The organism is Sphingomonas sp. OTU376, assembly GCF_038440415.1.
GTDB classification, from domain to species: Bacteria; Pseudomonadota; Alphaproteobacteria; order Sphingomonadales; family Sphingomonadaceae; genus Sphingomonas; species Sphingomonas kyeonggiensis_A.
In genome coordinates this window covers 122,696-143,475 of the sequence record NZ_JASATQ010000001.1, presented here as the reverse complement: position 1 = coordinate 143,475, position 20,780 = coordinate 122,696, and the positions used below count along the sequence as shown (strand labels likewise).

Genomic DNA, 20,780 nt, shown 5'->3' with positions numbered 1-20,780 from the left:
ATGGGCACGCTCCGCCGCATCATCCTGTCCGGCTGCGCCGCCATGGCGAGCGTGGCGCTGGCGGTGCCTGCCGTGTCGGGCCCGACCGGTGTGACGGCCCCGCAGACACAGGAAGCCCAGCAGCCTAACATCATCTTCGTGCTGGTCGACGATCTGCGCTTCGACATGATGGGCTTCCTCAACCCGGGCCTGAAGACGCCGAACATCGATTTCCTGGCGAAGAACGGCACCTATTTCCCCAATGCCGTGGTCACATCCTCGCTGTGCAGCCCGAGCCGCGCGACGATCCTCACCGGCCAGACCGCGCGCAACCACGGCGTGGTCGACAACAACAACAGCTCGGAAGACGGGCTGATCTTCTTCCCTGCCTACCTCCAGAAGGCCGGCTACCAGACCGCCTTTTTCGGCAAATGGCACATGGGCTTCGACACCGATGCCCCGCGGCCCGGTTTTGACAAATGGGTGAGCTTCAAGGGGCAGGGCACCTATTTCCCGACCGAGCGGCTGAGCCCGGCGCAATTGGCTGCCGGAGCGCGCCAGATGCTCAATGTCGATGGCCGCGAAGTGAAGCGCACCGGCTATATCACCGACGAGCTGACCGACTACACGATGGACTGGCTGGAAAAGGGCCGGGACAAGTCGAAGCCCTTCTTCGTCTATCTCAGCCACAAGGCGGTGCATTCGGATGCGCTGCCGCCCGAGCGCTACAAGGACCAGTACAAGGATCTGGAGATCCGGCTGCCCGATACGCTGGCGAACACGCCGGAGAACAATGCGGGCAAGCCGCTCTGGGTGCAGAACCAGCGCAACAGCTGGCACGGCGCCGACAATCCGTACACCGGCAAGCCCGACCTCAAGGAGCGGGTGCGCGACATCTACCGCACGCTCTCGCCGGTGGACGACAGCCTCGGGCGGATCCTCGCCTATCTGAGGAAGAACAGGCTCGAGAAGAACACGATGATCGTGTTCTATTCGGACAATGGCTTCCTGATCGGCGACCATGGCCTGATCGACAAGCGCAACGCCTATGAGCCGTCAGTGCGCGTTCCCATGGTTGTCTATGCGCCGGGGATGGGCGTGGCGAAGGGGGCGATCAACCCTGCGCTGGTCCGCAACCTCGACCTCGCGCCAACCTTTCTCGACGCCGCGCATGTCGCGAAGCCACAGCAGATGGAGGGATCGAGCTTCCTTGGCCTCGCCGAGGGCAAGGTGAAGCTGGCCGGCTGGAAGCCCAGCGACTTCATCTACGAATATTATTGGGAATGGACCTTCCCGCAGACGCCGACGACCTTCGCGATCGAACGCGATCGGGTGAAGTACATCCAGTATCACGGGGTGTGGGATACCGAGGAGCTGTACGACCTCGCAAAGGACCCCGAGGAACGCCGCAACCTGATCGACGACCCGGCCTATTTCGATGCCAAGGTGACGCTGCGCAAGGCGCTGTTCGCCCAGCTGGCGAACAACAAGGGCCAGCATGTCGTGCCCTATACCGAGAAGACCAGCCCCGGCGTGGTCTATAGGGTCGAGGGCGGCACGCACGCCGCGGACTTCCCGGCCGGCTGGTACAAGCCCGCCGATCTGCCGACCAGGATGAACGACATCTTCCCCGACAGCCCCGCCAAGACCAAGGCAGGGCAAGCGGGCAAGCCCTATTTCCCCCAGAAGCCGGAATGACCATGACCGCAGCAACCGCCGCCGCCGACACCACGCCCTGGCCGGCCAGAACCACCGCCTGGTACGTCGCGATCCTGCTGATGCTGGCGAACACGCTGGCGTTCGTCGATCGCCAGGCGATGGCGCTGCTGGTGCAGCCGATCAAGGCCGACCTGCAGATCAACGATACCGCGATCAGCCTGCTCTACGGGCTGAGCTTCACCCTGTTCTACGTCGCGGTGGGCATTCCGATCGCGCGGATCGCCGATCGGTCGAACCGGCGCAACATCATCGCGGGCGCGATCTTCGTGTGGAGCATCGCGACCAGCCTGTGCGGCCTCGCGCGCTCCTTCGCCGGGCTGTTCGCGGCGCGCGTGATGGTCGGCGCGGGCGAGGGCGGGCTGACCCCGGCGGCCTATTCGCTGCTCTCCGACTATTTCCCCAAGGAGAAGCTGCCGGCGGCGATGGGGGTCTATCAGATCGGCCTCTATCTGGGCGGCGCCTCGGCGCTGATCATCGGCGGGCTGATCTCGACTGCGATCCCGCCTTCCTCGACCGTGATCGTGCCGATCTTCGGGGCGATGAAGGGCTGGCAGATCGTCTTCCTGCTGCTCGGCCTGCCCGGCGTGGTGCTTACCGGATTGATGCTGACGGTGCGCGAGCCGCTGCGCCGGGGCGCTGCGGTGGCGCAGGAGAAGGTGCCGCTGTCCGAGCTGTTCGCGCATATCGGCGCGCGCAAGGGCGCCTATATCGGCATCACCCTGGGCTTCGCGCTGATGATCTTCATCGGCAACGGCACTTCGGTGTGGATCCCCGCCTTCCTTCAGCGGACCTTCGGCTGGACCACCGCGCAGGTCGGCAGCCATTACGGGCCGATCGTGTTCCTGTGCGGCACCAGCGGCGCGCTGGTCGGCGGGTTCGTCGCGTCGAAGCTGCGCGCGGCGGGGCGCTCGGGGGCGAGCCTCAAGGCGTCGCTGTTCGGCTTCGTCGCGCTGGTGCCGATCACCATCGCCTTCCCGCTGATGCCGACCGCCACCGGGGCGCTGGCGCTGATCGGGCTCATGAACTTCTTCGCGGGGTTCAACTTCGGCGGGGGGCTCGCGACGCTGCTCGAGATGACGCCCAACCGGATGCGGGCGCTGGTCTCGGCCTTCTACATGCTCACGATCAACCTGATCGGCGCGGCGCTTGGTCCCACGGCGATTGCGCTGTGCACCGATTACTGGTTCGCCGATCCGCAGAAGCTGCCGGAGGCGATCGCATTGGTCGCCGGCGTGGCTTCGCCGCTTTCCGTGCTTGCCCTGTGGCTTGGCATGCGGTGCTATCGCGCGCAGACGGGGCGGGACGCCGGATAAGGGAGCGAGCAGGGGGTAGATGGCACGGGCACGACGCAAGGGGACGGGCGTCACCATCCAGACGGTGGCCGAGCATGCCGGCGTATCGGCGATGACGGTGTCCTATGTCGTCAACGGCACCGGGCGGGTGAGCGCGGCGACGCGCGAGAGCGTGCTCGAATCGGTGCGCGCGCTGGGCTACCAGCCCAATGTCGCGGCGCGCTCGCTGGCCAGCGCCGCCACCTGCCGGATCGGCATCGTCTACCAGAATTCGCAGAACGCCTTCCTCAGCGCGATGCTGGTCGGCGCGCTCAACGCGACCTCGCGGCTGGGCGCGGAGCTGATGATCGGCAAGGTCGAGGCGCCGGTGATGGCCGATACCGAGGCGGCGATGCGGCTGCTGGTGCGCGGCGGGGCGAACGCGATCCTGCTGGCGCCGCCCTATGGCGAGCTGGTCAGCGGCTCCGGGCTGATCGCCGAGCTCGGCGTGCCGGTCGCCGCGGTGGCGCATGGCGGCGAGCTGCCCGACATGGCGACGATCGGGGTCGACGACCGCGCCGCCACCCGCGCGATGGCCGAGCGGCTGATCGCGCGCGGGCATCGCCGGATCGGCTTCGTCACCGGCCCGCCCAGCCATGATTCGAGCCCCTTGCGCCTCGCCGGATTCCGCGATGCGGTGGCCGCGGCGGGGCTTCCCTGGGAAGAGGGCCTGGTCCAGCAGGGGCGCTTCACCTTCGAATCCGGGCTGGAGGCTGGCGAGGCGCTGCTGGCATTGTCCAGGCCGCCGACCGCGATCTTCGCCTCGAACGACGACATGGCCTCGGGCGTCTCCGCCGTGGTCCATCGCCGCGGGCTGCGCATTCCGGAGGATATCGCGGTCGCGGGGTTCGACGACGCGCCGATCGCGGTGAAGATCTGGCCGTCGCTCTCCACCGTCCGCCAGCCTGTCGAGCTGATCGGCGAGCGGGCGACCGAGCTGCTCGTCGCGCGCGTCACCGGGCGCGACGATTTCGGGGATACCCAGTCGATCCGCATGCCCTTCGACGTGATCGAGCGCGAATCGACGGCTTTCGATCGCTGATTGCCGCCCCTAGAGTGCCCCGATGACGGAAAGCACAGAGGGCGAGGCCGACAAGCGTCGGCGGGGGATTCAATCGGTCGAGATCGGGCTGGGGGTGCTCGAGGCGCTCGCCGCGCTGGGCGAGGCGTCGACGCTGGGCGCGATCGCCCAGGCGAGCGGCCTCTCCGGCCCGCAGACGCACCGCTATCTCGCCAGCCTGACCGCGGCGGGGATGACCCAGCAGGACCGCACCACCGGCCGTTATGACCTGGGGCCGGCCGCGCTCAAGCTCGGGCTGAGCGCGCTCGCCCGCACCGATGCCTTCCGCGTCGCCGATACCGCGATCGAGGCGTTCGTCCGCGAGACCGGGCGCACGGTGCAGGTCGCCGCGCTCGGTCCGCAGGGGCCGACGGTGGTGCGCTGGCACATGGGCCGCCCGGCGGTGATGACCTCGTTCGGCGTCGGCGCGGTGCTGCCTTTGCTCTATTCCGCCACCGGCCACATCTTCCTGAGCTTCGTGCCCGAGGTCGAGACCGATCCGCTGCTGGCGCGCGAACTGGCCGACAGCGAGATGACCGCGGCGGATGTCGCGGCGATCCGCAAGCGGGTCCGCGCGGACGGCCGCGCCTATGTCGAGGGTACGGTGATCCCCGGCCTGCGCGCCGCCGCCTTCCCGATCTTCGACATGCAGGGCCGCGCGATTCTCAGCGCCACCGCGCTGGTGCCCGGCGCCTACAAGGCGGACGACAGCGGCACGGTGCTCGACAGGCTTGCCGCCGCCTGCCGCGAGGTCAGCGAAAGGCTCGGCTGGAGCGGATAATTCGTTTGACATAGGACAATGAATTGCCTGATGGATAACGTGTGCGGCGGGTCCCTCCCTGCCGCGCGCCTTCTTTCGTGAGTATCGGGCATGACTCTCGCCAACGACCAGCGGACCCAGCTTGAAGCGCTGTACGAGGAGATGGCGCCCGCGCACCTGACGCCGTTGTGGGAATCGCTCGCCGAGCTGGTCCGCCCGCAGCCCAAATCGCCGGCGCAGGTCCACCGCTGGTCCTATGCCGAAGCGCGCGATTATCTGCTGCGCGCCGGCGACCTGATCTCGGCCGAACAGGCCGAGCGCCGCGTGCTGATCCTCGAGAACCCCGGTCTCGAAGGCCAGTCGGCGATCGTGCCGAGCCTCTATGCCGGGCTCCAGCTGATCCTGCCGGGCGAAGTCGCCCCGGCGCACCGCCACGCCCAGTCGGCGCTGCGCTTCGTGATGGAAGGCGACGGCGCCTTCACCGCGGTCGACGGCGAAAAGGCGATCATGCGCCCGTTCGATCTGGTGCTGACCCCCGGCTGGCAATGGCACGACCATGGCAACCCCACCGACAAGCCGATGATCTGGCTCGACGGGCTCGACATCCCGACCGTCCGCCATTTCGATGCGAGCTTCGCCGAGAAGGGCGAGGAGAAGGTCTATCCCGAGACGGTGAAGCCCGGCGACACGCTGGCGCGCTATGGCCACAACATGCGGCCGCTGCGCGGATCGCTGGCCGATCGCCGCCCGTCGCACCAGCCGCTGTTTCACTATCCCTATGCCGAGTGGCGCCCCGCACTCGATGCGATGGCGGCCTCCGCCGAGATCGATCCACATCTTGGCCATGCACTGGAGTTCCTCAATCCGGCCAATGGCGGCCCGGTGATGTCGACTATCGCCGCGCATGTCCGCCTGCTGCCCGCCGGTTTCGAGACGCGGCCGCGCCGCAGCACCGACGGCACCGTGTTCGTCGTGGTCGAAGGCAGCGGCACCGCGGTGATCGAGGGCAAGGAAATCGCGCTCAATCCGCGTGACATCTTCACCGTGCCGTCGTGGCACGAGCTTCGCCTGCAGGCCGGGAGCACGCTGGTGCTGTTCGGTTATTCGGACAAGGCCGCGCAGGAGAAGCTGAACCTCTACAAGGAGCAGAATTCGTGACGACCCTCTTCGCCCCCCAGGATCCGGTGCTCGCCGCGACCACCGACGGCAACCAGTTTCCGGTCCGCCGCGTCTTCTGCATCGGCCGCAACTATGCCGCCCATGCCCGCGAGATGGGCCGCGATCCGGACCGCGAGCCGCCCTTCTTCTTCACGAAGTGGGCCGAGACCGTGGTGCCGACCGGCACGACCATCGCCTATCCGAGCGAGACCGCGAACTTCCATTACGAAGCCGAGCTGGTGCTGGCGATCGGCAAGGGCGGGCGCAACATCGCCGCCGCCGATGCGCTGGAGCATGTCTATGGCTATGCCACCGGTCTCGACATGACGCGCCGCGACTTGCAGCTCGAAGCGCGCGAAAAGGGCCGTCCGTGGAGCACCGGCAAGAATGTCGAGCAGTCCTCGCCGCTCGGCCTGATCCATCCGGCCAGCGAGACCGGCACGTTCGACAGCGGCAGCATCAAGCTGACGGTGAACGGCGTGGTGAAGCAGGATGCCGATCTCAACGAGTTGATCTGGGACGTGCCCGATGTGATCGCCTATGTCTCGCGCTTCTACCGGCTGGAGCCGGGCGACCTGATCTATACCGGCACCCCGGCGGGCGTCGGCGCGGTGGTAGAGGGCGACGAGGTCGTCGTGTCGATCGCCGGCCTCAGCGATTGCGTGATCAAGGTGGGAGCGCCGGCACGTGACTGATGCGGTGACCCTGCACGGCTATTTCCGCTCGGGCGCATCCTACCGGGTGCGCATCGCGCTCAACCTGAAGGGCATCGGATATGCCGATGCCTTCCACCATCTGCGCAAGGGCGAGCAAAACGCGCCGGAATATCGCGCGATCAATCCGCAAGGACTGCTGCCGGCGCTGGAGATCGACGGGGCGGTGCTCACCCAGAGCCTGGCGATCTGCGAATATCTGGATGAAGTGCGTCCGGAACCGGCGCTGCTGCCTGCCGAGCCGATTGCCCGTGCCAAGGTCCGCGCCTTCGCCCAGGTGATCGCCTGCGACACGCATCCGGTGCAGAACCTCAAGGTGCTCGCCAATCTGCGCGCGCTCGGGCTCGACGAGGCCCAGATCAATGGCTGGGCGGCGAAGGTGATCGAGGACGGCTTCGATGCCTGCAACGCGCTGATCGCCGATACGGCCGGCACCTATTGCTTTGGTGACAGCGTGACCCTGGCGGACCTGTTCCTGGTGCCGCAGCTGGTCAATGCGCGGCGCTTCGGGGTGGATCTGCAGCGCTGGCCCAAGCTGCTCGAGATCGAGCGCGCCTGCCTGGCGCTCGACGCGTTTTCAAAGGCGGCGCCGGAGAACCAGCCCGACGCCGAATGAGCCGACCCGAATACGGGCGGATAGAAGGAGGACAGGATGACCGGATTTCCGATGCATCGCCGCGCCCTGATCGGCGCGGCCGGATCGACCTTTCTGGCGAGCCTCGCCGCCCGCGCGCGGGTGCCGGGTGGGTCGCGGCCCAATCTGATCCTGTTCTTCCCCGACGAGATGCGGGCGGATTCGCTGGCCTGTTACGGCAATCCGGTCACCCGCACCCCGGCGTTCGACCTGCTGGCGAAGCAGGGTACGCGCTTCGCCAATTGTCATGTCCAGACGCCGATATGTGCAGCCTCGCGCTGCTCGATGCTCACCGGGCTGCCGACCAGCGCGACCGGGCATCGCGGCTTCGGCTATCTGCTCCAGCCCGATGAGCCCAACCTGTTCCGCACGCTGCGCGAGGGCGGCTACGACACCTATTTCTTCGGCAAGAACGATGTGCTCGCGCCCGAGACCTTCGCGCGCAGCCTGACCGATTGGGCCGATCCGCCCGCCCCGGGCGCGGCACCGGGCGATCATGCTCCGGGCGCGCGCCGCGGCAAGCTCGACGGGCCGACGACGATGCTGCTGCCCGCCACCGGCGATCGCCGAGCGACCAGCGATTACGGCATCCTCCGCCGCGCGATTCAGGTGATCGAGCGGCGCGAGCAGGACCGGCCCTTCTGCCTGTTCCTCCCCGTCTTCCAGCCGCATCCGCCCTATCATGCGCCCGATGGCTTCCAGGACATGTACAAGCCCGGCGACCTGCCGCCGCTGATCCCGCCGGGGACGAAGGGGCGGCCGGCCTATCATGCTGCGATCCGCGACAAATACCGTCTGAACGAAGTCGATGATGCGGTGCTGCGCCAGGTGCGGGCGACCTATTATGGCCAGGTCTCGTACACCGACTGGCTGCTCGGCGAGCTGATGGAAGCGCTGGAGCGCACCGGCCGCGACAAGGATACCGCGCTGCTCGTCAGCTCGGATCATGGCGATTATGCCGGCGATTACGGGCTGGTCGAGAAATGGCATGGCGGGCTCGAGACCTGCCTCACCCATGTGCCGATGATCGGCCGCATGCCCGGCGGCGTCGCCGGCAACGTCGCGACGGGCATGACCGAGCTGTACGATGTGCTGCCGACCTTCCTCGATCTCGCCGGCCTGTCCTCCACCCACACCAATTTCGCCCGCTCGATGATGCCGCAATTGCGCGGCGGGCAGGGCGATCCGAACCGTGCCGCCTTCACCGAGGCGGGGATGAACATCTACGAGCCCCAGGCCTTCGATTCGCCCTCGGGCGGCCTCTATGCGCGCAAGTCCGAACTGGCGGCGGAGCAGCCGGCCTTGGTCGGCCGCGCGGCATCGGTGCGCACCCAGCGCTACACCTTCGTCCAGCGCCCGCAGGGGCTGAGCGAGCTCTATGATCGCCAGGCCGATCCGCAGGAGCTCAACAACCTGATCGGCCAGCGCAGCCATGCCAGGGTGCAGGACGCGCTCGAGCGCCGCCTGCTCGATTGGTACATCAACACCACCGGCGTTCCCGCCGATCTGCGCAACAGCCGCGACGTGCCCAATTTCACCGCGCCGCTCGCCCCCAAGGCGGACAGCGGCGCCGCGAACGCTATTCTCGACAAGTGAGGCCGAAGATGACCAAGTCCCTGCGCCTTCTCGCGCTCCCGCTCATGGCAGCGTTGTCGGCGGCCGCCGCGCCGAACGATCCGGCGCGCGTCACCATCGCCTCGGGTCCGATCGAGGGCAGTGTGGAGGGCGCGGTGATTGCGTTCCGCGGCATTCCCTATGCGACCGCTCCGGTCGCGGATCTTCGCTGGCGTGCCCCGCAGCCGGTTTCGCCCTGGACCACGGTGAGGGAAACCAAGGATTTCGCGCCCGTCTGCATGCAGCAGATGATCCCGATGGACGAGCCGCAGTCAACTTCCGCGTCCGAAGACTGTCTGTTTTTGAACGTTTGGAAGCCTGTGTCTGTTTCGGCCCGGCTTCGTCCGGTGGTGGTCTGGATCCATGGCGGCGGCCTGATGAACGGCGGCAGCGCTTCGAAGATCTTCGACGGCACAACCTTTGCCAACAACGGCATCGTGACCGTTACGTTGAACTACCGCCTCGGCCGCTTCGGCTTCTTCGCCCACCCGGCCCTGACCCAGGCCAAGGAGGGGCCGACCGGCAATTTCGGCTTCATGGACCAGATCGCCGCGCTCAAATGGGTGCAGGCCAATATCGCCAAATTCGACGGCGATCCCAGGCAGGTAACCGTGGTCGGTGAATCGGCCGGCGGCATCTCGATCCTCACCCTGATGGGCTCGCCCGCGGCCAGGGGGCTGTTCGCCCGCGCGGTGGTGATGTCCGGCGGAGGCCGCAATCTGCTCGCCCCCAAGACGCTGCCCGAGGCCGAGCGCTTCGGCGAGAATTTCGCCCGTAGCGCAGGCATTTCCGCCTCGGGCCCGGCGGCGTTGGCGCAGCTGCGGGCCTTGCCGGCGGCGACGGTGTCGGAGGGCGTGTTCATGGCGATCGGCAAGGTGCCGGGCGGCGACACCTATGTCGGCGGCGGCATGATCGACGGCACGATCATCACCGGCGCCACCGAGGACATCTTCCGCTCCGGCAAGCAGGCGAAAGTGCCGCTGATCGTCGGCGCGACCTCCGACGACGCCCCGATCGGCGCCCGCCCGGGAGACAAGGACGCGCTGTTCGCTGCTTTCGGCGCGGAACAGGCCGCAGCGCGGGCCGCCTATGATCCCGACGGCAGGCTCGATGCCGATGTCGTCCGCCGTGCAATGGCCCGCGACCGCGCCTTCCTCGAGCCGTCGCGCTTCATCGCGACTTCGGTCGCACGGACCGGCCAGCCGGTCTGGTTCTACCGCTTCTCCTATGTCGCCCAGTCGCTGCTGCCCTCGCCGGGCGCACGCCATGCCAGCGACGTGCCCTACATGTTCGGCACGGTGGCGGCGCGTTACGGCGACAAGCTGGCCCCGCGCGACGTGCAGCTTTCGGATGCCTTCCACGCCTATGTCGAGAATTTCGCGCGGACCGGGAATCCCAACGGAGCGGGCCGTTCGGCATGGGCACCGTTCCGGGCGGGGGACAAGGTGCTGATGGACCTGGCGACGGACGGCCAGGCGCGGATGACCCGCGATCCCTTCGCGGCGCGGCTCGACGTTGCCGAGGAGCTGTCCGGCAGTCGCTGAGCCGCTGCTATTGGAGACGGGAGGCGAGGTCCTGCTGGAACGCCAGCCGCCCGGTCTCCAGTATCCGCTTGGGTGCCACCGGTCCCGCCGTCGCCGTGAGGTCGCGCACCCAGGCCCCGACCCGCGACGTGCCATGGGCCGCCTCCAGGCTGGCGAAGACACGCCATGCCGCTTCATAGCGTGCGGCGGTGTTGCTTTCGTCGCTGACCATGTCGTCCGGCTTGAAGTTGAACGGGCCGGCGGGCGCATAATGCGGGTTCGCCTTGATCTTCTCCCGCTCCTCGGCGCTCACCTGGCGCAGGATCGCCTCGGGCTTCACCTGCATGCCGCCCCAGCGGGCAAGCGCTACCGGCTCGGTCGAAACCTGGAGCGCGCGGGCGCCCTCGAGCGCGTCCGCGCGGGCTTCGGCGGGCGCCAGGACCGCGACGACCTTGCGGCTGATCCATACGGCGTGCCCCTCATGGAACCAGCGCGGCGCGTCCGCGCCGGCGCGCTGCTGAAAGGCATGGACCTGCTCATGCGGCATGACCACGACCGCCATCTTCTGCCCGGCGGGGGTAAGCGTGCCGTCCGGCGCGGTGGCGATCGCCCAGCGCTTCTCGGAGGTATCGCGGGGCGGGATATAGTCGGCGCTCGGGGTGAAGACCACGGAGGACCAGTGGGCATTGCGCCAGACCCTGCCGGTCTCGGCATGGAGCAACCGGATCTGCGCGCCCAGGCAAGCCGCCCGCGCCCAGGCAGCCGGTTGCGCGGCGGGATCGTAATAGGCGTTCATGCGGCCGCCGCTCTCGCGATCGGTGATGCGCAGATAGGGGAGGTCGCCGCCGCGCGCGGCGATCCCCTCGACCTCGATCCCCTGCAGCTGCGGGCGGGTGCCGGCGGGGGCCGCGCAGGCGGCGCGCGCCTGGGCATCGAAGCTGGCGGAAGGCGCCGATAGCGCAAGGGCAAGCGTCAGCAAGGGCATCGATCGACTCCGATGGGTGGATTTCAGGCCGGGATAGGCAGCGGTGCAGCGGGATCGACCAGCCCGGCCGCGCGCAGATCGCGCCAGAAATCGGCGGGGATGCTTTCCTCGAGCGCGGCGCGGTCCTCGGCGATCCGGCCGGGGCGACTGGCGCCCGGGATCACCGCGGCGACGGCGGGATTGGCGAGCGCGAACTGCAGCCCGGCCGCCTTCACGCTGATGCCGTACCGGTCGGCGAGCGCCTTGATCCGCGCCACCTTGTCGAGGATGGCGGGCGTGGCCGGGGCATATTCGAAATTCGGGCCGCCGACGAGCGCGCCGGAGCTGTACGGCCCGCCGACAACGATGCCGAGCCCGCGCTCCGCCACCCTGGGCATCAGGCGCTGCAGCGCGCGGCCATGGTCGAGCAACGTGTAGCGGCCGGCGAGCAGCGAGCCGTCGGGGCGGGGGCCGTCGAGATCGAGCAGCAGCTCGATCGGCTCGACGCGATTGACGCCCAGGCCCCAGGCCCTGATCACGCCCTCGTCGCGCAGCCGGTCAAGCACCCTGAACGCACCGGTCCGCGCGGTCTCGAACATCGCCAGCCAATCGTCGCCGTAAAAGTCCTGGGCGATGTCGTGCACCCAGACGATGTCGATGCGGTCGGTCCGCAGGCGCTTCAGGCTGTCCTCGATCGAGCGGAGCGTGGCGTCGGCCGAATAGTCGTTGATCACCTTGTTCGGGCGGCCATGCGCGAAGACGGCGCCTTTCTCGCCATTGTCGCGCGGGCCGTCTTCCAGCGCTTCGAGCACGACGCGCCCGACCTTGGTGCTGATCACATAGCGATCGCGCGGCTTGCCCTGCAGCGCCGCGCCCATGCGGAGCTCGGCCAGGCCGGCGCCGTAGAAGGGGGCGTTGTCGTAATAGCGTATCCCGTCGTTCCACGCCGCCTCGACGGTGGCTAGCGCCTCGTCTTCGGGGATGTCACGGAACATGTTGCCGAGCGGCGCCGCGCCGAAGCCGAGCCTGCTGCCGATGATGTCATGGAGTGCCATGGCTTCATTGCCCTCGCTTGGCCGCGCCGCCCTGCGCCGCTTCCTCGATCACCGCGGCGACTGCCTCGGGCTTCGACACGAAGACCGCATGGCTGCCGGAGACTTCACGGAGCGTCGCCCGGGCGCGCTGCGCCATGCCGCGCTGGCCGGCGGGCGGGATGATGTGATCGTCCTTCGGCACGACGAACCAGCTCGGCCTGCTCTTCCAGGCCGGCACGGTGATCTTGCCCTCCAGCGCCTTCGCACCCCAGGGCTGCTGCGAATCCGCCATGAACCGTGCCGTCTCCGGCGCCACATCGCCGGCGAAGAGCGCGGGGAATTGCGCCTTGTCGAGCGTCAGCGTGCCGTCGGGACTCGGGATGATCGGCAGCGGGGGTGCGCCCGGCGGGGCGCTGGCGACGATCGAGGAAACCGACTCTCCCTGGTCCGGCGCGAAGGCGGCGACATAGACGAGCGCGGTGACCTTGGGATCCGATCCGGCTTCGGTGATGATCACCCCGCCATAGCTATGGCCGACCAGCACCACCTTGCCCTTGATCGTCGCGAGCGCGCGCCGGGTGGCCGCGACATCGTCCTCGAGCGAGGTGGTCGGGTTCTGCAGAACGACCACCTCATAGCCGTCCTTGCGCAGGATATTGTACACGCCCGCCCAGCCCGACCCGTCGACGAAGGCGCCGTGGATGAGGACGATGGTCGGGTGTCCGGCATCATCGCCGGCAAGGGCGGGTGCGGCGCTGGTGGCGAGGCTCGCGGACGCGAGCGCGGCAATGGCCTTGTTCATCTGGGTATCTCCTATTTCGGGGGGGTCAGGGGCGGTTGTTGAGGATCTGCATCCGCATGGCCTTGATCGGGCCGTCGGCGAGCTCGGGCAGGCGCGCGAACCAGGCCTGGACGTGCGGCGTGCGGTTGTGCGCTTCGAAATCCGCCTGCGTGGCGAAGATCTCGTAGAAGATGAAATGGCCGGGCCGCTCGCGATCCTCCTGGAGGAAATAGAGCAGGTTGTTGGGTTCGGCGCGGACCTTGGCGACGAGCGGCAACGTCGCCTGGCGCAGCGCGTCCTCCTTGCCGGGCCTGGCCTGGATCTCGGCGACCACGGCATAGGCGGTGGCGGGGATTTCGGCATAGCGAATGCCGGCGTGATCCTGTGCCAGCGCCGGTGCGGCAGGCGCTGCCGTACTGATCAGCATGGCGAGCACGAAGCGGGTGGAAAGGCGCATCTTGCATCTCCTCTGGAAGAACGGGGTCAGTCGGCGATCCAATTGCCGTGGAAGCCGGGCGGGACGATGTGCGGCACGCGGATGCGGGCGAGGGGCGGTGCCTCGAAATCCCGGGCATCGAGGATCGCCAGGTCGGTGGTCCCGGCGGCCGCGTCGATCACGAAGCCCATCAGCCAGCCTTCATCCTCTCCGGCATCGGCGTGCGCCGGCACGAAGATGAATTCGCAGGGGTGACGGTCCGGACCGAAGTCGTGCGCCTGGCGCGTGCCGGTGGCGAGGTCGTGCTTGAACAGGCCGGTGCCGAGGAACGGATCGACCATCGCCATGGTATAGGCATAGCGATAGGTCTGGCCGAGCCGTCGCTCGTCGCAGCGTGGGAACTCCTGCGGTGCCGGATCGAGCGTGGTGCGCCGGACCGCTCGCGCAACCGGATCGAGCGTCCAGCGCTCCAGGCTGCAATGCTCGGAATCGGGCCCCGAGGTTCGCCGCCAGAACATCCGGTCATGGACGACGAGGTCGAGGACCACGTTGCCGTCGGCCGAGTCATGCGCGTTGACGGCGTGGAAGACGAAGCAGGGATCGACCGGGCACCAGATCACGTCGCCGGCATCGCCGTCGCGCGGCAGCAGACCGATGCGCGGCTTGTGTCCGGCATTCCAGCGATAGGGGAATTGATAACCCGCGATCGCCGCGGTGAGCGAGAAAGTGACGGGCAGGTCGAACAGGATCGCGAACCGGCCGGTAAAGGCGAAGTCGTGGATCATCGGGCCGTGGCGCACGGGCACCTTCACTTCGCGCCGTACCTCGCCCTCGGGGCCGATCGCCAGGTAGCGGATCGCGCTCCATTTCGCCGCGTCGTAGCTGACCGCGAGCATCTCGCCGGTCAGCGGGTCGACATGCGGATGCGCGCTGAGCCCGCCGTGCAGCGTGCCGGCGAAATCGGTGTAGCGCTCGGTCTCCAGCGTCTTTCCGATCACCACCGGCGTGCTGCCCGCCTCGATCAGCCCGAAGGTCTCGCCGCCATAGCCGATCACATTGGTGTTGACCGTGTCGAACAGATGCCGCGGGCCCGGTGTCCGTTCCTCGCCGAGCGCGTCGCTCACCGCGTTAGAGCGGATCCAGCGATTGCGGTACCAGAGCGCCCGTCCATCCTCGATGCGGATGCCATGGATCATGCCGTCGCCGGCGAACCAGTGATGCTTGCCCGGATTGGGGTACATCGGATTGGGGCCCATGCGCAGGTAACGCCCACGGAGAGCCAGCGGAATTGTGCCGAAGACCTGGAGGTCCTCGATCGTCAGCTCCTCGCGCATCGGGGTGTTGACGCCGGTGATGTAGGGCGTGTCCTGCGCGGTGGCGGGGCGGCGCCCGAGTAGCGAACCGAACATGGGCTGATCCTTCGCGATGGAGGATTAGGGGCGCGCCACCAGGCGCTGCCGCGCGGCGCGGGCGTTGTCGAAGACCTGCTTGACCGGGCCGAGCGCCTGGACGAACTCGAGCTGCTCGCCCTCCGGCCCCTTGCAGTAGATCAGCCGCCAGCCGTTCGACTTGCCTTCGGTGATCGGATTGGAATTGGCCTGCAGCGGCGCTGCCTGGCGCTGGGCCTCGGTGGTGACGGTCAGCACGCGATTGGCGCGGACCTGGGCCATGCCGCGTCGGGTCGATTCCGCTTCCAGGTCATGGATGAACTGGTTGAAGTCGACATCGTCGCGGATGTGGAAGCAGATGTGCATCATCCGCGGAAAGGCCGGGCTCATATGGTCGAGCGGCTCGGCAAAGCTGCGCGGTCCGCCCAGCGGCTGGTCGGCGTCGCGATATTGCAGCAGCTCGAGCACGACATTGTCGAACTGGATGAAGCGCACGTCGAGCCGCTGGGAACCGCCTTTGAGATCGGGCACGCCCATCGTCCGCGGATTGACGCCGCGCACCCGGGCCTCGATCTCCTGGTCGGTCAGCAGCGTGTTGTGGATGCGCTCGCCCTGGAAATCGCCGTCGCGCATCACTTCGGTGCCACCGAGAACCTCGGTGTAGAAGGTGAAGGCGCGTTCCATGTTCTGGACCGTCAACCCGAAATGCTGGACGCCCTGCAGCCGCATCCCGAGCGCACTGGCGCCCGCTTCTTCGGCGCTGGCGGGCACGATCCCGCCGGTTGCCAGCAAGCCCGCCATCGCGGCGCCGCCACCCGTCTGCAGCAGCTCGCGCCGATCGATTCCGGAGCGTCCCATCTCGTCGGTCATCGTCTGTCTCCTTCGTTCGATGTCATCGCCGGTCCTGCGCCGGCCGCTTCAGGTGAAATCGCGTGGAACGGCGCTCCGCCATGGGGGAAGGGTTGTCCGGGGGCGCGCCGTTCCTGCCTGGCGTTCATTGCGCCAGATATCCGCCGTCGATCGCGAGCTCGGTGCCGGTGACGTAGCTGGCCTCGTCGCTGGCCAGGTACAGGCAGCCATAGGCGACCTCGCTCGGCTGGCCGCCGCGCCGCATCGGCGTCGCGTCGATCACCGCCTCGTTGAGCGCTGCGTCCTGTGCATCGGTGAGCGGCGTGCGGATGAAGCCCGGCAGCACCGCGTTCACGCGAATGCCGTCGCCGACATAGGTGATCGCTGCGTTCCTGGTCATCTGGAGCACCGTGCCCTTGGCGGCGTGATAGCTGTGTGCGCCGGCAACCGCCGCACTGCCCCAGATCGATGCGACGTTCACGATGGCGCCCGCCTGTTGCAGCCGCATCACCCGCACCGCTTCGCGCATGCCCAGGAACACGCCGGTCTGGTCGACCGCGATCATCCTGAGCCAGGCTTCCAGGCCGAGTGCGTGGAGCGGCTCGTACGCGATGATCCCGGCATTGTTGACCAGTATGTCCAGCCCGCCCGCCTGTTCGACCACCCGGTCCACCGCGCGGGTCCAGTCGGCTTCGCTCGTCACGTCGAGCGTCAATGGCGTGACCCCGTCCAGATAAGGCCGGGCCGGCGGCGCGATATCGGCGGCGAACACCACGGCGCCTTCGCGAACGAACAGGTCGGATATGGCTTGGCCGATGCCGCTGGCGGTGCCGGTGACGAGGGCAACTTTCCCTGTAAGCCGCATGGCGATCGCTCCCGCTCGACGATGTGTTGATCGCTGTCTGGCGGATCCGGCGCCGCGCTTCGATGTCGTACGGGGTAGCCCGCAGCCACACTTTCGAGGGAAGCCGGAACGGGGCGAGGGACCCGGGCACGGCGCGAAATGGCCGCTTCCCGGGGCTGATCCTCAAACGGGGGAAAAGCTGCTACGCCCTTTGGTGCCGACAGGCTCGGCATGCCGCGACAGGCCTGGATGACGAAGGCGAGGGGGGAACGCCGGTGCGCATGCTGATTGCCGCTTGCCGGGGATTGCTCGCCGCGCTTCTCGCGGTTGCGGCCTTCGGTGCCGTCCCTGCCGCCGGACAGGAAATTCCACCCCGTCTCGAGCAATTCCGGCACGATCGCTGGATGACCTATGAAGGCGCGCCTGCCGGCATGGCCCGGATCGCGCAGACGCCGGATGGCTGGATATGGATATCCGCCGCCGAGGGCCTGTTTCGCTTCGACGGACTCACCTTCGAGCGGATCCCGGTGGAGATGGGCTCGCCCCTGGAACGTGCCTCCGCCGGGCCGCTGCTGGTGACTCGCTCGGGGGAACTATGGGTCGGCTATGGCCAGAGTGCCGGCGTTGCGGTCTATCGTGGCGGCAAACTCCGCCATGTGCCGATGCCCAGCCCGCCGGCGACGATCAGCTATCTGGCGCAAACCCCGGACGGAGCGATCTGGGCGGTGGCCGGCTATCGCAACTTCGCCAGTGAGCGGCTGTTCCGGTTCGCCAACGGCCGCTGGGAGAATGCCGAGGCGCGGTACGGGGTAGCGGACGGCTATCTGAGCGAGCCGTGCGTAACGGCGGACGGAACGATGTGGATCACCCGCTCCGATACCCGGAGATCGATCCTCCTGTTTCTCCGCCCCGGCGCGACGCGGTTTCAGGCCAGTGGCTTTCCGCTTACCGGATCCCGCTGCTTTACGGATCGATGGGGCCGGTTATGGGTCCCCGGCAAGCGCCTGGTGATGCTGGCCGGGCGGGACGGCAAACTGCTCGATCACCCGCCCGGCCTGCGGCAAGCCGCGACCGCGCCGCCGATATTGCGGGCCTTCGGCGTCGATGGCGGCCTGTGGGGCCTGGCGCTGCGCAAGGGCGTCTATTATGCGCCCGGCGTGGCGCAAGCCGGGCGCGGTGCCAGCGATCAACCCGGGCTGTTCTCGGTCGCCGACGGGCTGACCTCGGAAAGCATCGCCGATCTCTTCATCGATCGCGACGGCAACATATGGGTTGCCACGCAATTGGGGCTCGACCGGTTTCGGCGCGCCACCGCGGTGCGCGAGCCGTTCGTCACGGGCAATTTTTCCTACGGCCTCGCCATGAGCCAGAGCGGTTCGGAAGTCTATGTCAGCTCCGACCAGGGGGTGTTCCAGCTTTCGACCGGCCAGCCGCGCAAGCTTCTGAACGATTGGCCGGACGGGCAATGCCCGGCGCACGGCAAGGGGCTCTGGCTGATCTACGGGACGCGGATCGTCCGGCTCCAGCAGGGGCGCCAGGTCGCGATCCCCCGGCCCATGGACGAGGGTCTGACTTCCGTCTGTGCCGAGGATCGCTTCGGCCGCCTCTGGGTCGGGACCGTCAGGAATGAACTCAGATGGCATGATGCGCGCGGTTGGCACGTGCCGGGGCGGCAGCTCCCCAAGCCGCAATCCGCGGATCTCGTGATCACCGCGGCCGGGGACCTAGCCTATACGACCGGCAAGGAGCTGGTGCAGGTGATTGGCGAAAAGGTCAGCATCACGCCGCTTGGCAAGCATGACCCCGGGGTGATCACCCATTTGTCGGCTGGCCTTGATGCCCTGTTCCTGAGCGGAAGCAACGGCCTGTTGCGGATACGCGGAAACAGGATCGATCGCCTGGACTGGCGGCGCGTGCCCTGGGCCGCGCAGCTGCGGGATCTGCTGCAGACGCCGGCGGGCGACACATGGCTGATGCGTCGCGACGTCATCTCCAGGGTCTCCACCCGGGATCTCGAGCACGCCTTTGACAATCCGGGCGCAGCGCTGGAGCGTGTTGCGCTCGACCTGCGGGACGGTGTCCGGATTTCCCAGAACCTTGCCTTTGCCGGTCCCCAAATGGCGTTCGGGGCTGACGGCCGGGTGTGGCAGCTCAACAATAATGGCGTCGCGTTCATCGATCCGGCCCAGCTTCTGCGAAGGGCGGTCCGCCCGCCCGTCACGATCCGGGCGCTGACGAGTGCTGGCGCCGTCCATCGCGATCCGGCCGCGCTGGTCCTTTCGCCGGGGACCCATGCCTTCGATATCGACTATACCGCGCTCTCCTACGCCCATCCCGAGCGGCTGCGGTTCCGCTATCGCCTGGAGGGTGTCGATGCCGACTGGGTCGATGCCGGCAGCCGTCGCCTGGCGTCCTACGCCAATCTCGGCCCGGGTTCGTATCGCTTCCGTGTCATCGCCTCGGACAATCGGCAGGACTGGAGCGATCCGGGCGCGACGCTCGACATCGTCATCAAGCCGACCTTCGTGCAGGGCTGGCCGTTCAAGCTGCTCTGCGCGATCCTTCTGCTCGGCCTGCTCTGGCTCGCTTACGCGCTGCGCCTGCGTGCCGTCGCCAACCGCATCCAGCTGCGCATGGCGGACCGGATGGCCGAGCGCGAGCGCATCGCCCGGGAGCTGCACGACACGCTGCTCCAGGGCATCCAGGGGCTGATGATGCGCTTCCAGGTGGTGGCCGACCGGATCACCGATCCCGTCACCCGGCAATCGCTCGACCGCGCGCTGGACAGCGCCGATGCTGTGGTGATCGAGGGGCGCGAGCGGGTGCGTGACTTGCGCTGTGTGCCGGAAGCGGGAGAACTCGGGCACAAGATCGATGCGCTGGTGGAGACGATGGCCGAGGGGGACGGTCCGCGGATCCGCCTGTCGGTCAGTGGTGGGCAGCGTCCGCTGCGTGCGCTGGTGACCACCGAGGCGCTGCGCATCGTCGAGGAGGCGCTCCGCAACGCCCTGCACCATGCGGCGGCGCAATCGATCTCGGTCGGACTGGAATATGGCCACCGGCAGTTCGTCCTGAGTATCCGCGATACGGGTGCCGGCATTCCCGAAGAGATACTCGCCGCGGGCAGCCGTTCGGGGCATTATGGCCTGATCGGCATGCGCGAGCGTGCTAGCCGGATCGGTGGGAGGCTCGATATCGTGGGCAGGAAAGGCGACGGGACGGAGGTCGTGCTGCGCGTGCCCGCGCGCGCCGCTTATGCCGGGCGACGCCGTGTTGCCGGCTGGCTGCAGGCGATCCTCGGAGGAGTGCGGGACGCGTGACCGCGGGCAATCCCATCCGTGTGCTGGCGGTTGACGATCATGCGGTGTTCCGTGACGGCATCGCCGCCATCCTCGCGCCCGAGCCGGACATGGTCCTGGTCGGCGAGGCGACCAATGGCGTCGAGGCTGTCGATGCGTTCCAGAATCTGCGCCCGGACGTCACGCTGATGGACCTCCAGATGCCGGTGCGCAGCGGCATGCAGGCGATCGCCGAGATCCGGGCGCAGGCCCCCGCGGCGCGCATCGTCGTGCTCACCACCTATGACGGCGACGTCCAGGCGGTGCGCGCGCTCAAGGCCGGCGCGTGCGGTTATCTGCTGAAGAGCTCGCTCCGCAAGGAATTGCTCGAGACGATCCGCATCGTCCACGCCGGCGGGCGCTACGTCCCCGCCGCGCTGGCGCAGCAGATCGCCATCCATTCGGCCGAAGAGCCGCTCAGCGTTCGCGAGGTGGCGATCCTCCAGCACGTGGCGGCCGGCAAGCCGAACAAGGTGATCGCCTGGGAACTGTCCCTGTCCGAAGAAACGGTGAAAGCGCATCTGCGCAGCGTTTATTCCAAGCTCGACGTCAACGACCGCACCCAGGCGGTTACCGTCGCCTTGCGGCGCGGCATCATCGCCTTGTGAAATGATAGAGGCCGCGCGCGGCAGGAACCCGGTCCTGGCGGCCCGCG

General features: G+C 68.0%; 18 protein-coding genes. 11 read left to right on the top strand and 7 right to left on the bottom strand.

Going from position 1 to position 20,780, the window contains the following annotated elements; all coding sequences use genetic code 11:
- The 9 genes from AAHM44_RS00790 to AAHM44_RS00750 all read left to right on the top strand — a co-directional run bounded on the left by AAHM44_RS00790 (position 1) and on the right by AAHM44_RS00750 (position 10,512).
- The gene (locus AAHM44_RS00790) at positions 1-1,677 is read left to right on the top strand and encodes a sulfatase family protein (protein WP_342248674.1); all 1,677 of its coding nucleotides are present in this window, start codon (positions 1-3) and stop codon (positions 1,675-1,677) included.
- A 2-nt stretch (positions 1,678-1,679) separates the two neighbouring features.
- Positions 1,680-3,011: an MFS transporter gene (locus tag AAHM44_RS00785; protein WP_269573186.1), complete on the top strand. Its 1,332-nt coding sequence runs from the start codon at positions 1,680-1,682 to the stop codon at positions 3,009-3,011.
- A gap of 19 nt (positions 3,012-3,030) precedes the next feature.
- Positions 3,031-4,071, top strand: a complete 1,041-nt coding sequence (locus AAHM44_RS00780) for a LacI family DNA-binding transcriptional regulator (RefSeq protein ID WP_269573185.1) — start codon at positions 3,031-3,033, stop codon at positions 4,069-4,071.
- A gap of 22 nt (positions 4,072-4,093) precedes the next feature.
- Positions 4,094-4,870, top strand: a complete 777-nt coding sequence (locus AAHM44_RS00775) for an IclR family transcriptional regulator (protein WP_342248673.1) — start codon at positions 4,094-4,096, stop codon at positions 4,868-4,870.
- A 90-nt stretch (positions 4,871-4,960) separates the two neighbouring features.
- Positions 4,961-6,007: a gentisate 1,2-dioxygenase gene (gtdA, locus tag AAHM44_RS00770; RefSeq protein WP_184163774.1), complete on the top strand. Its 1,047-nt coding sequence runs from the start codon at positions 4,961-4,963 to the stop codon at positions 6,005-6,007.
- Positions 6,004-6,702, top strand: a complete 699-nt coding sequence (locus tag AAHM44_RS00765; RefSeq protein ID WP_342248672.1) for a fumarylacetoacetate hydrolase family protein — start codon at positions 6,004-6,006, stop codon at positions 6,700-6,702. Before gtdA ends, AAHM44_RS00765 begins: the two co-directional genes overlap by 4 nt.
- Positions 6,695-7,336, top strand: coding sequence for a maleylacetoacetate isomerase (maiA, locus tag AAHM44_RS00760; RefSeq protein ID WP_342248671.1), 642 nt, complete (start codon positions 6,695-6,697; stop codon positions 7,334-7,336). Before AAHM44_RS00765 ends, maiA begins: the two co-directional genes overlap by 8 nt.
- 36 nt (positions 7,337-7,372) lie before the next feature.
- Positions 7,373-8,950 carry a sulfatase-like hydrolase/transferase gene (locus AAHM44_RS00755; protein WP_342248670.1) on the top strand — a complete coding sequence of 526 codons (1,578 nt, stop codon included), beginning with the start codon at positions 7,373-7,375 and terminating at the stop codon, positions 8,948-8,950.
- 8 nt (positions 8,951-8,958) lie between these two features.
- Complete coding sequence (locus AAHM44_RS00750) at positions 8,959-10,512, top strand: carboxylesterase/lipase family protein (RefSeq protein ID WP_342248669.1); 1,554 nt, start codon at positions 8,959-8,961, stop codon at positions 10,510-10,512.
- Between the two features lie 7 nt (positions 10,513-10,519).
- Here AAHM44_RS00750 and AAHM44_RS00745 read toward each other — a convergent pair whose 3' ends face one another.
- The 7 genes from AAHM44_RS00745 to AAHM44_RS00715 form a co-directional block, all read right to left on the bottom strand.
- The gene (locus AAHM44_RS00745; RefSeq protein ID WP_342248668.1) at positions 10,520-11,476 is read right to left on the bottom strand and encodes a hypothetical protein; all 957 of its coding nucleotides are present in this window, start codon (positions 11,474-11,476) and stop codon (positions 10,520-10,522) included.
- 23 nt (positions 11,477-11,499) lie between these two features.
- Entirely contained in the window at positions 11,500-12,510 is a 1,011-nt protein-coding gene (locus tag AAHM44_RS00740; protein ID WP_342248667.1) for an aldo/keto reductase, read from the bottom strand.
- A gap of 4 nt (positions 12,511-12,514) precedes the next feature.
- A complete protein-coding gene (locus tag AAHM44_RS00735; RefSeq protein ID WP_269573176.1) occupies positions 12,515-13,291 on the bottom strand; it encodes an alpha/beta fold hydrolase in 777 nt (258 codons plus the stop codon).
- Between the two features lie 25 nt (positions 13,292-13,316).
- On the bottom strand, positions 13,317-13,727 hold the full coding sequence (locus AAHM44_RS00730; protein ID WP_342248666.1) for a putative quinol monooxygenase: 411 nt from the start codon (positions 13,725-13,727) through the stop codon (positions 13,317-13,319).
- Between the two features lie 26 nt (positions 13,728-13,753).
- The gene (locus tag AAHM44_RS00725; RefSeq protein WP_342248665.1) at positions 13,754-15,115 is read right to left on the bottom strand and encodes an 8'-apo-carotenoid 13,14-cleaving dioxygenase; all 1,362 of its coding nucleotides are present in this window, start codon (positions 15,113-15,115) and stop codon (positions 13,754-13,756) included.
- 24 nt (positions 15,116-15,139) lie between these two features.
- Entirely contained in the window at positions 15,140-15,964 is an 825-nt protein-coding gene (locus tag AAHM44_RS00720; RefSeq protein ID WP_342248664.1) for a VOC family protein, read from the bottom strand.
- A 124-nt stretch (positions 15,965-16,088) separates the two neighbouring features.
- Positions 16,089-16,808: an SDR family NAD(P)-dependent oxidoreductase gene (locus tag AAHM44_RS00715; protein ID WP_342248663.1), complete on the bottom strand. Its 720-nt coding sequence runs from the start codon at positions 16,806-16,808 to the stop codon at positions 16,089-16,091.
- 260 nt (positions 16,809-17,068) lie between these two features.
- Between AAHM44_RS00715 and AAHM44_RS00710 the strand changes: the two genes are divergently transcribed.
- Positions 17,069-20,107, top strand: a complete 3,039-nt coding sequence (locus AAHM44_RS00710) for a sensor histidine kinase (RefSeq protein WP_342248662.1) — start codon at positions 17,069-17,071, stop codon at positions 20,105-20,107.
- Positions 20,104-20,733 (top strand): response regulator, encoded by a 630-nt coding sequence (locus AAHM44_RS00705; protein ID WP_184163811.1) that lies wholly within the window; start codon positions 20,104-20,106, stop codon positions 20,731-20,733. The genes AAHM44_RS00710 and AAHM44_RS00705 overlap by 4 nt, the downstream gene beginning before the upstream one ends.
- Positions 20,734-20,780: the final 47 nt, after the last annotated feature.

What these genes read in the sequence shown, in the direction of transcription:
- AAHM44_RS00790 (WP_342248674.1), top strand. Translation starts at nt 1, where the DNA reads ATGGGCACGCTCCGCCGCATCATCCTGTCCGGCTGCGCCGCCATGGCG.
- AAHM44_RS00785 (WP_269573186.1), top strand. Translation starts at nt 1,680, where the DNA reads ATGACCGCAGCAACCGCCGCCGCCGACACCACGCCCTGGCCGGCCAGA.
- AAHM44_RS00780 (WP_269573185.1), top strand. Translation starts at nt 3,031, where the DNA reads ATGGCACGGGCACGACGCAAGGGGACGGGCGTCACCATCCAGACGGTG.
- AAHM44_RS00775 (WP_342248673.1), top strand. Translation starts at nt 4,094, where the DNA reads ATGACGGAAAGCACAGAGGGCGAGGCCGACAAGCGTCGGCGGGGGATT.
- gtdA (WP_184163774.1), top strand. Translation starts at nt 4,961, where the DNA reads ATGACTCTCGCCAACGACCAGCGGACCCAGCTTGAAGCGCTGTACGAG.
- AAHM44_RS00755 (WP_342248670.1), top strand. Translation starts at nt 7,373, where the DNA reads ATGACCGGATTTCCGATGCATCGCCGCGCCCTGATCGGCGCGGCCGGA.
- AAHM44_RS00750 (WP_342248669.1), top strand. Translation starts at nt 8,959, where the DNA reads ATGACCAAGTCCCTGCGCCTTCTCGCGCTCCCGCTCATGGCAGCGTTG.
- AAHM44_RS00745 (WP_342248668.1), bottom strand. Translation starts at nt 11,476, where the DNA reads ATGCCCTTGCTGACGCTTGCCCTTGCGCTATCGGCGCCTTCCGCCAGC.
- AAHM44_RS00740 (WP_342248667.1), bottom strand. Translation starts at nt 12,510, where the DNA reads ATGGCACTCCATGACATCATCGGCAGCAGGCTCGGCTTCGGCGCGGCG.
- AAHM44_RS00735 (WP_269573176.1), bottom strand. Translation starts at nt 13,291, where the DNA reads ATGAACAAGGCCATTGCCGCGCTCGCGTCCGCGAGCCTCGCCACCAGC.
- AAHM44_RS00730 (WP_342248666.1), bottom strand. Translation starts at nt 13,727, where the DNA reads ATGCGCCTTTCCACCCGCTTCGTGCTCGCCATGCTGATCAGTACGGCA.
- AAHM44_RS00725 (WP_342248665.1), bottom strand. Translation starts at nt 15,115, where the DNA reads ATGTTCGGTTCGCTACTCGGGCGCCGCCCCGCCACCGCGCAGGACACG.
- AAHM44_RS00720 (WP_342248664.1), bottom strand. Translation starts at nt 15,964, where the DNA reads ATGACCGACGAGATGGGACGCTCCGGAATCGATCGGCGCGAGCTGCTG.
- AAHM44_RS00715 (WP_342248663.1), bottom strand. Translation starts at nt 16,808, where the DNA reads ATGCGGCTTACAGGGAAAGTTGCCCTCGTCACCGGCACCGCCAGCGGC.
- AAHM44_RS00710 (WP_342248662.1), top strand. Translation starts at nt 17,069, where the DNA reads ATGCTGATTGCCGCTTGCCGGGGATTGCTCGCCGCGCTTCTCGCGGTT.